The organism is Blautia massiliensis (ex Durand et al. 2017) (assembly GCF_051861785.1).
GTDB classification, from domain to species: Bacteria; Bacillota; Clostridia; order Lachnospirales; family Lachnospiraceae; genus Blautia_A; species Blautia_A luti_A.
Map to the genome: position 1 here is coordinate 2864459 of NZ_CP146725.1, position 12177 is coordinate 2876635.

At 43.9% G+C, this 12177-nt stretch carries 10 protein-coding genes; 6 read left to right on the forward strand and 4 right to left on the reverse strand.

Features of this window, described 5'->3' with window-relative positions; translation table 11 throughout:
- Window positions 1–77 precede the first annotated feature (77 nt).
- The 3 genes from V9W66_RS13390 (at window position 78) to V9W66_RS13400 (ending at window position 4406) form a co-directional block, all read left to right on the forward strand.
- Window positions 78–998, forward strand: coding sequence for an AraC family transcriptional regulator (locus V9W66_RS13390; RefSeq protein WP_144096195.1), 921 nt, complete (start codon window positions 78–80; stop codon window positions 996–998).
- 312 nt (window positions 999–1310) lie between these two features.
- A complete protein-coding gene (locus V9W66_RS13395) occupies window positions 1311–2636 on the forward strand; it encodes an alpha-glucosidase/alpha-galactosidase (protein WP_022426688.1) in 1326 nt (441 codons plus the stop codon).
- A gap of 165 nt (window positions 2637–2801) precedes the next feature.
- On the forward strand, window positions 2802–4406 hold the full coding sequence (locus V9W66_RS13400) for a xylulokinase (RefSeq protein WP_144096193.1): 1605 nt from the start codon (window positions 2802–2804) through the stop codon (window positions 4404–4406).
- A 2-nt stretch (window positions 4407–4408) separates the two neighbouring features.
- Here V9W66_RS13400 and V9W66_RS13405 read toward each other — a convergent pair whose 3' ends face one another.
- The gene (locus tag V9W66_RS13405; RefSeq protein ID WP_110103299.1) at window positions 4409–4936 is read right to left on the reverse strand and encodes a flavodoxin family protein; all 528 of its coding nucleotides are present in this window, start codon (window positions 4934–4936) and stop codon (window positions 4409–4411) included.
- Between the two features lie 230 nt (window positions 4937–5166).
- On the opposite strand from V9W66_RS13405, the gene V9W66_RS13410 reads away from it, so the two are divergent.
- Window positions 5167–5889 carry a fibronectin type III domain-containing protein gene (locus tag V9W66_RS13410; protein WP_144096190.1) on the forward strand — a complete coding sequence of 241 codons (723 nt, stop codon included), beginning with the start codon at window positions 5167–5169 and terminating at the stop codon, window positions 5887–5889.
- 96 nt (window positions 5890–5985) lie between these two features.
- Window positions 5986–6786 (forward strand): MBL fold metallo-hydrolase, encoded by an 801-nt coding sequence (locus tag V9W66_RS13415; RefSeq protein ID WP_144096188.1) that lies wholly within the window; start codon window positions 5986–5988, stop codon window positions 6784–6786.
- Window positions 6787–6871: 85 nt separating this feature from the next.
- Here the strand turns inward: V9W66_RS13415 and V9W66_RS13420 are convergent, their stop codons facing one another.
- Entirely contained in the window at window positions 6872–8086 is a 1215-nt protein-coding gene (locus V9W66_RS13420; RefSeq protein WP_144096186.1) for an ATP-binding protein, read from the reverse strand.
- Between the two features lie 290 nt (window positions 8087–8376).
- Between V9W66_RS13420 and larE the strand changes: the two genes are divergently transcribed.
- A complete protein-coding gene (larE, locus tag V9W66_RS13425; RefSeq protein WP_144096185.1) occupies window positions 8377–9204 on the forward strand; it encodes an ATP-dependent sacrificial sulfur transferase LarE in 828 nt (275 codons plus the stop codon).
- 145 nt (window positions 9205–9349) lie between these two features.
- Here the strand turns inward: larE and V9W66_RS13430 are convergent, their stop codons facing one another.
- A complete protein-coding gene (locus tag V9W66_RS13430) occupies window positions 9350–11314 on the reverse strand; it encodes an oleate hydratase (protein ID WP_144096183.1) in 1965 nt (654 codons plus the stop codon).
- A 157-nt stretch (window positions 11315–11471) separates the two neighbouring features.
- Window positions 11472–12056: a TetR/AcrR family transcriptional regulator gene (locus V9W66_RS13435; protein ID WP_144096181.1), complete on the reverse strand. Its 585-nt coding sequence runs from the start codon at window positions 12054–12056 to the stop codon at window positions 11472–11474.
- Window positions 12057–12177: the final 121 nt, after the last annotated feature.

The following is a 12177-nucleotide window of genomic DNA, read 5'->3' on the forward strand; positions in this document are numbered from 1 at the left end:
GATATGGCGGCCTGTTATTGGGTGGCGAAGTAGCTCACGGGCGGAAACATAATATATGACATCAGGGAGGTGACAAGTTGCTTCATACAGTTGGTTTTACAAACTCAGACAGCTATAAATGTCTGGAGAATTTAAAGAAAGGTGCGGTGGATCTCTGTCTTACTTACTGTGGGTGGGAAAGCTGTGATCCGGGACATCGATTTGGACCAAATAAAAGGATCTCTCATGTGCTTCATATCGTGGAATCCGGGACCGGGGTTTTTGAGATGGATGGACACCAGTATCATCTGACCGGTGGAGAAGCATTTCTGATCCCATCCAGTGTGGAGGCCTGGTATGAGGCAGACATGGATAATCCCTGGACGTACCGCTGGGTAGGATTTGAGGGAATGACTGCAGAGGAAGTGATCCATGTAAGTGGCTTCAGCCGGGAAAATCCGGTCCGAAGGATCCACTGCATGGAAAATGCTGCGAAGTATATTGATGCAATGGTACGGACCAACAAGCTTGTTTTTGAAAATGAGCTGAAACGGAACGGACTTCTGATGCTTCTTTTTTCTGACCTGATCACGGATAACCGGGATGCATGTCTGAGAGAAGGCAAGCTTCTCCCATCCCACAGATATCCAAATTCCGTTTATGTGGAGCATGCAGTGGATTACATTGCAGCCAATTTTGACAAGCGGCTTAAGATCAATGAACTGGCAGACCGCATTGGAGTAAACCGGAGCTATCTTACCAGCTCGTTTAAAAAAAGCCTCGGATGCTCGCCACAGGAATATCTTATGAATCTTCGCATCGAGAAGGCAAAGACTCTTCTGAAAAACGGAGATATTCAGGTCAGTGAAGTTGCTGCAAGAGTAGGGTATGGAGATCCCCTGGCTTTTTCCAAGGTATTCAAGGCAAGAACAGGAAGAAGTCCGAGAGAATACAAGGAAGAAAAGAGAAGACTTGTAGTGAATGGAAAGAAGGGCGATTATACGGAATCTGAGGCCTGATCCTGTGATATATTTCACGAAGAAAAAGAACTCTCTGTCTGGTCCGGAATATATAAAATTCTGGTATCGGGCAGAGAGCTTTTTATGTCATAAGAAATGTTATAGAAAATTACTTCTAGGTATCTCATGCAACAAAACAACAATTATTAACATCAAAGTACATATTTTAAACAAGTTTCCGGTAGTATGATAAGCTCACAAGGAAAACGAAGCGGGACTGCACCGCAAAAATAGCAGAAAATCAGGAATTTCAAAGAAAAATACAAGAATTCCGGATAAGAGATCCAACAAAGAGAACAGGAGGAAACGAACATGATCAAAATTACATTTATGGGAGCTGGAAGCACGGTTTTCGCAAGAAATGTACTTGGAGACTGTATGTGCACACCGGCACTTCGCGAGAGCGAGATCGCACTTTATGATATTGACGAGAAGAGACTGGAGGATTCCAGAATTATCTTAAGTGCCATCAATCACAACGTAAACGAGGACCGCGCAGTGATCAAAACCTATCTTGGCGCCGAGAACCGTAAAGATGCGCTTCGCGATGCGGATTTCGTAGTTAATGCCATTCAGGTAGGCGGTTATGAGCCATGTACAGTAACAGATTTTGAGATCCCGAAGAAATACGGCATCAAACAGACAATCGCAGATACTCTGGGAATCGGTGGAATCATGCGTGCACTTCGTACCATTCCGGTTCTGGAAGAGTTTGCCCGGGACATGGAAGAGGTCTGCCCGAACACTCTGTTCCTGAACTATTCCAATCCGATGGCAATGCTTACCGGTTATATGCAGCGTTTCACAAAGATCCGTACCGTAGGCCTCTGCCACAGCGTTCAGGTCTGCTCCCAGAAGCTTCTTGAGGGAATGGGAATGGAAGACAAGATTGAGGGACGTACTGAGCTGATTGCGGGTATCAACCACATGGCATGGCTCCTTGAAATCCACGACAAAGACGGAAATGATCTGTATCCGGAGATCCGCAGAATTGCTGAGGAGAAGAATACCTCCGGTGAGAAGCATGAGGACATGGTGCGTTATGAGTATATCCGTCATCTTGGATACTATTGTACAGAGTCCAGTGAGCACAATGCAGAGTATAATCCGTTCTTCATTAAATCCAAATATCCGGAGATGATCGAGGAGTTCAATATTCCGCTTGACGAATATCCGAGAAGATGTATCAAACAGATCGAGGGCTGGGAAAAAGAGCGCGAGGATATCCTCAAGGATGGCAAGATCGGCCATGAGAGAAGTAAAGAGTATGCTTCTTATATCATGGAGGCTGTTGTTACAAACACACCGTACAAGATCGGTGGAAATGTTCTTAACAACGGTTACATCGATAACCTTCCGTCGGATGCCTGCGTAGAGGTTCCATGCTATATCGACGGAACCGGTGTACATCCGGTAAAGGTGGGCAAGCTTCCTACACAGCTGGCAGCTATGAACTCATCCAATGTCAGCCCGCAGCTCCTTGCTATTGAGGCAGCAGTGACCAAAGACCGCCAGAAAATCTATCAGGCAGCCATGATGGATCCTCACACAGGTGCAGAGCTGAATATCAAAGATATCCAGGCAATGTGTGATGAGCTGATCGAGGCACATGGAGATTATATGAAGATGTACCGCTAAATGAAAGGTATGTCAGGGGACTCCCGAGCAGTTTTCTGAATAGACAGGCCGGATCATTAAAATGGATGTTCCGGCCTTTTTATGATGTAAAATGTTGATGTTTTTTCACAGGAATATTATAATTGGGATATGTATTTCAGCAAATAATACGGGAGGATTTTTACAATGGGAGCAAATGAGGCAAAAACAGCAATTCTTGAGAATCGCACGGCTCTTGGTATTGAGTTTGGTTCCACAAGGATCAAGGCAGTTCTGGTGGACGATAAGAACCAGCCCATCGCATCCGGAGCCTATGAATGGGAGAACCAGTATGTGGATGGTATCTGGACATACAGCCTGGAGGAGATCTGGAAAGGTCTCCAGGGCAGTTACCAGGATATGGCAGAAGATGTTCAGGAAAAATATGGAGTGGAGCTTACAAGCGTAGGTGCGTTTGGTGTCAGTGCCATGATGCATGGCTATATGCCGTTTAATAAAGAGGGAGAGCTGATGGTCCCGTTCCGTACCTGGAGAAACAACATCACAGGAGAAGCCTCTGAGAAGCTGGCAGAGCTTTTCCATTACAATATCCCTCAGAGATGGAGCATCGCACACCTGTATCAGGCGATCCTTAACGGTGAGGAGCATGTAAAAGATATCGATTATATCACCACTCTGGAAGCCTATGTGCACTGGAAACTCACCGGAAAAAGAGTTCTTGGTATCGGTGATGCGGCAGGTATGTTCCCGATCGACAGTGAAACGAAGGACTATAACGAGGAGATGGTTCAGAAGTTCGATGAACTGGTTGCGCCTTATGGTTTCCCATGGAAGCTTCGCGATATTATGCCGAAAGCTCTGGTGGCAGGTCAGGATGCAGGAGTTCTTACTGAGGAAGGCGCAAAGCTTCTGGATGTAAGTGGAAAGCTGAAAGCTGGAATCCCGATGTGTCCGCCTGAGGGAGACGCAGGAACCGGTATGGTTGCCACAAACAGTGTCCGCCGGCGTACCGGAAATGTTTCTGCGGGAACCTCTGTATTTGCCATGATCGTCCTGGAGAAGGCACTTTCCAAACCGTATAAAGAAATCGACATGGTTACCACTCCGGCAGGAGATCCGGTTGCCATGGCACATTCCAACAACTGTACTTCGGATCTGAACGCATGGGTAAACGTGTTTAAGGAATTTGCAGAAGCTATGGGCATGGAAGTAGATATGAACAAACTGTTCGGAACTCTTTATAACAAAGCCATGGAAGGCGACCCGGACTGTGGCGGACTTCTTTCCTACTGCTATTTCTCCGGCGAGCATATGACCGGTTTTGAAGAGGGACGTCCATTGTTTGTACGTTCTCCTGAGAGCAAATTTACACTGGCAAACTTTATGCGAAATAATCTTTACACCTGCCTCGGCGCCATGCGTGTAGGTCTGGATATCCTTCTGAATCAGGAGCATGTAAAGATCGATAAGCTTCTGGGTCACGGCGGCCTCTTTAAGACAAAGGGTGTCGGCCAGCAGATTCTTGCAGATGCGGTAGATGCACCGGTATCTGTAATGTCCACAGCAGGAGAAGGCGGAGCCTGGGGAATCGCACTTCTGGCTTCCTATCTGCTCAACAGGAGAGAAGGCGAAGCCCTTGCGGATTTCCTGGATGAAGATGTCTTCAAAGGAAACGAAGGCAGCACACTGGCGCCGGAAGCAGAAGGTGTGAAGGGCTTCAATGCTTTTATGGACCGGTATATGAAAGGCATTGGCATTGAGCGTGCAGCTGTAGAGTCGGAGGTCTGGTAGGCTTACAGGCTGGCTGCCAGCTTCCTGATATCTTCAAGCTTTGGACAGGCTTTCATGCTGCCTTTATCCAGCATATTCGGGACGGTGATGATTCCTTTATCCTCCCACTTGAGATAAGCGGTCATTCCCTTGTACTGTGCAATGGCCGCGTCAAAAACATGATCAGCGCCTGCGTCAAGAAGAAGTGCAGTTTTGTTAAAATGGAATCCTGTGCTTCCGCAGGCGTACAGACGGTCAATAACGGTCTTAAGCTGTGCGGTCATATCGAACCAGTAGACCGGTGATGCAAAAACAACCATATCGGTGTCGGAAAGCTCTGCGAGAACGTTTTCCATATCGTCATCCTGGACGCACTTTCCGCCGTGGGAGTAGCAGTATTTGCATCCGAGACATCCGCGGATGTTCATATTTGCGATATTAAGGATATTTACGGTGTGACCGTTTTCTCTGGCAGTTTCTGAAAAAGTATCTGCCATGATCTGTGTGTTACCGTTGTGGCGTGGACTGCCGTTTAAGATTGTGATTTTCATTTTGAATTCCTCCGTTTATTATGTATAGCCGAAGCAAATGCAGAAAAAAATCTGCATTTGCTTCGGCTATATTGTAACACAAAAATATAAAAGGAATAAAAAAATTTGGGTATAAGCTGGTTATTATATAATAAATAACCGTATATTGACACTTGCATCAGTGTGGTAATATAATCATTTTATAGATGACTAAAAATGTCAGAAATGGTCAAAAAAAGGAGGAAGCAGATATGAAAAAGTATTTGACAAAGATCAGTGCGGCATTACTGATCATGGCTATGTGCATTATAGGATTTGGTGTAGTTTCGGTACAGGCCTCTATGAACAGTGAATCTATAGACTACAGACTGGGAGAAACCTGTAAGGGAAAACATCATTCAAATGCATATTACAAATTTGTACTTAAACAGAAATCGCATGTCTCATTAAAAGCGACGACATTAGATGGGGAAGTATTGTTTTCAATATATAATTCTTCAGGTAAAGCAGTTATGGTGCCTGGTAATGTAACATTCAAGCAGAATAATGCGACTGGAAAAGGTAGTGCGAGGGTATCCAAAACTTTAAATGCAGGTACGTATTATCTGGAGGTATATGCCTGGGATGATGTTTATAGTGACCGGGAATACTATTTCAAAATCCAGGCAGAACCGTTGATCACTCTTTCACGTGGAAGTATTACATCGCTTAAAAGTAAAAAAGCCGGACAGGCAACGGTTGTCTGCAAAGCAGCATCCAATGCGATTGGATATAGAATTCAGTATTCTACGGATTACCGCTTCCGCAAAAGCGTAAAAACAATATATTCTCCCACAAGAACCAAAACCCTTACCAAACTGGCAAAAGGAAAAAGATATTATGTAAAAGTTTGCCCGTTTACCGTATATGATGATGGTGAATATGTTTTTGGGATGAATTCTTATGTGAAAGCAATATACGTAAGAAAAAAATAAATTTTATTGAAAATAATTCTCCGTAATGATATCATGAGACACGAAAAACACAGAAAAAATAAGAGAAACCGTACATATACAGGAGGAGAAAAAACAATGAAATTAACCATGCTTGGAACCGGAAATGCTCTGGTAACTGAGTGTTACAATACCTGCTTTGTGCTCAGCGATGAGTATGGACATTTTCTGGTTGACGGAGGCGGCGGAAATACCGTGCTTTCCCAGCTGAAAAAAGCAGGCATTGATCTGATGGATGTTCATGAGATCTTTGTTACACATAAGCATGTGGATCATATCATGGGAATCGTGTGGGTGATCCGTATCATCTGTCAGAACATGAAGAAAGGTACTTACCAGGGTGAGGCGAATATTTACGCTCATGACGAAGTGATCGGACTTCTGAAGGACATGGCATTCAAGCTTCTTAATAAAAAAGAGACTCAGTACATCGGTGACAGACTCCACCTCATTGAGGTAAAAGACGGCGAGGAGAGAACCATCCTTAATAAAAAAGTGACATTCTTTGATATCGGTTCCACAAAGGCGAAACAGTTCGGCTTCCAGATGATCTATGGAGACAACAAGGTGCTGACCTGCTGTGGAGATGAGCCGTACAACGAATGTGAGGAGAAATATGCTAAAGGCAGCGACTGGATGTTCCACGAAGCATTCTGTCTGTATGGACAGCGTGATATCTTCAATCCATATGAGAAACATCACTCCACAGTTAAGGATGCCAGTGAGCTGGCTGAGAACCTTGGAGTTAAGAATCTTGTCCTGTATCACACAGAGGATAAAAACATTAAGAAACGTAAAGAGCTTTACGGAGCAGAGGGCAGAGAGTATTATCACGGAAATCTGTTTGTTCCGGATGATCTTGATGTGATCGAGATGTAATAACAGAGCCTACAAGAGGCTGGAAGTACCCTTTTGCAGGTATTTCCGGCCTCTTTTATATACTTCTGTTACTCTAAGAGGAGTGTCAGATCCAATGATCCATTAAAAGAAACTCCCGGATGTTTTTATGCTTAATACCATTCTGGCTCATATCAATTTCATCCATGGAAACAACATATTTGGGAAAATTATCGCGTATGGAATCATAAACACCAAATTCCCGTTGTATCGTTGCTTCAGAAGCAAGCAGGTAAGTGACCTGGATGTAAAGCTTCTGATTCTGTATCTGACATACAAAGTCTATTTCTTTTGTCCCGGATTTTCCAACTGTAACAGAATATCCACGGCGGAGCAATTCCATAAAAACGATATTTTCCAGAATAAGATTGATATCTTTCATATTTCCACCGAATACAGCCTCGCGTAAGCCGTGATCTGCCATATAATATTTTTCATTGGTAGCCAGAATCTGTTTTCCCTGCAGATTCTGACGTTTTACCTGGTAAAAAAGGTAGGCGTTTGTGCAGTAATTGATATAGTTCAGAACTGTTTCCGGTGAGACCTTACGCTGTTCATTTTTCATAAATTTTACAATGGAAGAAGAGGAAAATGTAGAGCCAATGTTTCCAATCACATAAGAGACAATACGGGAAAGCATATCTACATCTCGTATTTTGTTACGTTTTACAACATCTGTAAGGACTACAGAATGGTAAATATCAATCAGATACTGTCTTGCGGGTTCTTCCATAAATCTGAGATTAGCCAGATAGGGCATACCACCTAAGAGCAGATATTTTTGAAAAATGGCGGGGGCAGAAGAATCAGGAAAAACAGAAAGATACAGTTCACGAAATTCAGAAAAGGAGAATGGATATATCGTGAATTCCACATAACGGCCACCTAATACAGTTGCAAGTTCTCCGGAGAGAAGTTTGGCATTGGAACCGGTGATATAGATATCACAATCCAGTTCCAGACGGAATGAGTTGATACATTTTTCCCAGTGTTCCACTTCTTGGATTTCGTCAAAAAAAAGATATATTTTTTCGGAAAAATTCTGTGTACGATGTATTACCTCATCATGGAGAGCCTGGGCCGTACATAAATGAGAATTTCTCATATCTTCAAAATTGAAGGATAAAAACTGCGAAGCGTTGATACCGATACTTTTCAGTTCTTCTTTGATAAGCTCAAGCATAACAGATTTTCCGCAACGGCGGATACCGGTCATAACTTTTACAAGATCCGTGTTGATAAAAGGACGAATACGTTGCATGTACATTTCGCGTTTGATCATGATAAGCACCTCCTTACATATAGTATATCAAAGATACAATGAAAAATTCAAATAAAAATAAAAAGTTTTTCAGTTATAATTGAAAAAAAGAAAAACAATAATTTTATAAGATACAATAAAAAATAATGATTATAAATTCATTAGAAGTGGCGATATGGAAGAAAACACTTGTGCGTGTCAAATTCATAGTTTACAATGTACACGTAACAACGCAGAAATTTCTATAGCGATAAAATAATTTTCAGGAGTACTATAGATTACAAGTATAAAAATATGAGGTGACAGGACATATGACAGGAACAGACAAGATCACTCTTGAGAAAAAATATGAAAAACTTCAGGAGATCCTCCGCTCATTCGGAAGTGTGGCGGTAGCGTTTTCAGGTGGGGTGGATTCCACATTTCTTCTGAAAGTGGCACAGGAGACACTTGGCGATAAGGCCATAGCCATCACTGCATGCCCCTGCTCCTTTACAGAAAGAGAGCGGAAAGAAACCGAGGATTTCTGCAGGGAAAATCACATTCATCAGGAGATATGCAAGCTTAATGAATTTGAGATTCCGGGATTTCGCCAGAATCCTCCGGATCGCTGCTACATCTGCAAAAAAGGCATTTTTACCAGATTATGGGAAGTAGCGAAAGAGAACAACATCAATGTGCTTACGGAAGGTTCCAACATGGATGATCTGGGCGACTACCGTCCGGGAAAAAGGGCTATCCAGGAGCTTGGGGTCCGCAGTCCGCTCCAGGAAGCAGGCCTCTATAAAGAAGAGATCCGGAAGCTGTCAAAAGACATGAATCTTCCAACCTGGAACAAGCCATCCTTTGCCTGTCTTGCTTCCAGATTTGTATACGGCGAGACCATTACCGAGGAGAAGCTTCACATGGTAGATCAGGCCGAGCAGTTTCTGATGGATCTGGGATTCCATCAGTTCCGTGTTCGCATCCACGGTACCATGGCAAGGATCGAGGTTCCGGAAGAAGAGATCCTGAAAATTGCAGATAATGAAACAAGAACAAAGATCACAGAGAAATTTCGCACATTGGGATTTTCTTACGTGACTCTGGATCTTCAGGGCTTCCGTTCCGGAAGTATGAATGAAACACTGGGAAAATAAGTATCAGAAAATAAAATAATCCCCCGGAAATACCGCGCGAGAAGTATTTCCGGGGGATTGCTGCACGAATAGAACCGGAGGCTCTGTTACTGTGTTCAAATCTTAATTTTCGGATTGAGAATATCTGCCTGGCAGGCTGTATATCTTACATATAGTCCTTCAGAACATTATGATCCCGCAGTACTTTCTCAACCACAGTTCCCTTCACAACATTCAGAAGAGGCTTCTTCAGTGCATTCAGAGGTCCAGGGAGCTGGATCTCAAGAGGAGATTTTCCATCCATCAGTTTCACGGAGCTATCAAGAAGCTCACGGATATCGTAAACACTTCCCCATACTTCCGGAACACCACGGTCTACACCTGTGAGGCCATATACAGCCTCCATTGCAGTACGTACGGAATATTCTGTAGTGAAAATAGTATCACGTGGAGTTTCGGCAAACTGTCCGAGGAATGCGAAGTTCACACAGCCATCCGGGATAACATCCGGGCGGTCACCCTTGGCACGCGGCATGAAGAAGGCGGTGATGTACGGCATCATGGTCGGAACGCAGACAGCGCTGTTTTCTGCCATATCGTCGATCTGATCTACCGGAACACCCAGGTGGTACAGCCACTCGGCGGTAATTTCCTTACCGGTACAATCCTTCATCGGCTTCTTGATATAATCACCGGGAACATCTGTGAAAAGTCCGTAAACCCATACGCAGACTTTATCAGGATCCTGCTCCTTGAACTGTCCCTGACGGTTGATGGTCCAGCTTAAGAGCCATTTGGAATCCTGGCAGCTTACGATACCACCGGTAACGACCTTGCCGGTACGTGGATCACGCTGGCAGATGTTGGTGATATAAGGGATGATACGGTCATCCAGTGTGGTGACGGTAGCAGATTCCCAGTTGGTCTTGGCAATGTCCGAGCAGAATTTCTCCGGATGTCCGAAAGACGGATCCTGAGCTGCGATATTTTTCCACAGGGACCATACTCCGCTGGTACGTACCTCTGCATCACCATTCGGTGCATGGTTCTGATCACCGTAGATCGTGCCCTCTGTACAACTTCCGTTTGTGACAAAAACAAGATCATTTTCTGTGAGAAGGATACCCTGCTCAACGCCTTTTACCTTGCACTCAATAGCAGAAGCGATCTTTTTGCCATCCTTGAAATCAAAGATAACATTTGTGACTTCTGTGTTGAACTGGAAGTCAACACCTGCGTCCTCCAGATATTTTTTCATAGGAAGAATCAGAGATTCGTACTGATTATATTTCGTGAATTTCAGGGCACTGAAATCCGGAAGTCCTGCGATATGATGGATAAAACGCTGGAAGTAAAGCTTCATCTCAAGTGCACTGTGCCAGTTTTCAAAAGCAAACATAGTGCGCCAGTACAGCCAGAAGGTGGAATTAAACACCTCATCGTCAAATACATCTTCAATAGTCTTATCGTAAAGATCCTCATCTTTGGTCATGAACAGCTTCATGATTTCCATACAGCCTTTCTGGCTCAGATTGAACTTGCCGTCTGTATGTGCATCCTGTCCACGGTTCACAGTTGCACGGCAGAGAGAGTAGTTCGGATCATGCTTATTCAGCCAGTAGAATTCATCCAGAACGGAAGCACCCGGTTTCTCAAGGGAAGGAATACTGTGGAAAAGATCCCACAGACATTCGAAATGGTTCTCCATCTCACGGCCGCCGCGCATAATGTAGCCTCTTGACGGATCATAGATTCCGTCGCAGGCACCGCCGGCGATATCCATGGCTTCCAGAATGTGGATGTGTTCACCAGGCATCTGTGCATCTCTTACAAGGAAGCAGGCAGCCGCAAGGGAAGCAAGACCGCTTCCTACGATATAGGCATGTTTATCATCAATGCCTTCCGGTTTCTCAGGGCGGGCAAAAGCTTCGTAGTTACCGTTGGAGTAATAAATTCCTTTACTGTTTTTGGCATATTTTCCGCGTTCTGTATTGCGGTAATTTTCGGTAGTTTCCTTTACATGTAAAGTTTCCTCTTCATTGATCTCTTTTGTTTTTTTCATCAGCATGGCTGCGCCGGCTCCGGCTGCTGCAAGTGCTGCAAGTCCCATGAATCCTTTTTTATCTGACATATGACATCCACCTTTCGTAAATGAGATACCTGTTTGTATCGGATTAACTGTTCTTTGTTGCTGTTGAGGCTATGATAGCCCATCCTGAAAAAAGATTCTATTTACAAAATACCGAAAGTGTTCAGTTTTTTATCATTATGTCTGTTTTGATAAGTTTTTATTCTGTATGCATTTCTGCTGTTTTGTTTCTGGCGGCAAAATTACGGATGGCGTTGTCGATGCTTCCGTACAGTGCGGTTGCGGTATCATCTGCGATTTTGCGATAATCTTCACGCATGCCGTTTTTGATCCAGTCCAGCATGATCCCTACAAAGCTGTATTTATACAGATCTGCGATAAAAATTTTCTGTTCATCCGTGATGGGGATGTCTTTTGATTTTTCTGCTGCCACGCCCATAAGAAGATCGCAGGTAAGCTGGAACAGATAATTCTCAATCTGTTCCCGCCCCACGCAGCGGTATACATTTAAGATAAACGGCTTGTTTTCCATCACGGCATCAAAGATCTGCAGAAGCCCTTCGTGCCAGGTGGAAGAGGTTTTTTTGCCCTGAAGAGCAATTCTGGCATCTTCCAGACAGCACCACTCCACAAGATCATAGATATCCTTGAAATGATAGTAAAAAGTCATGCGGCTGATCCCGCAGTCCGTAGTCAGGTCGTTGATGGTGATCTTATCTAAAGGCTTCTTAAGAAGCAGATGTTTCAGGGATTCTTCCAGGGCAAGCTTGGTTGCGTTTGTCATGTCTTACGGCCTCCTTTGGCAATGTTATAGTTACTAATATAACATGAAAGTGCACAGAAAATCCATGCTAAACAGTGACTTTTCTGTGAAATTATGATAAACTGAACCTGGAATATTTTGC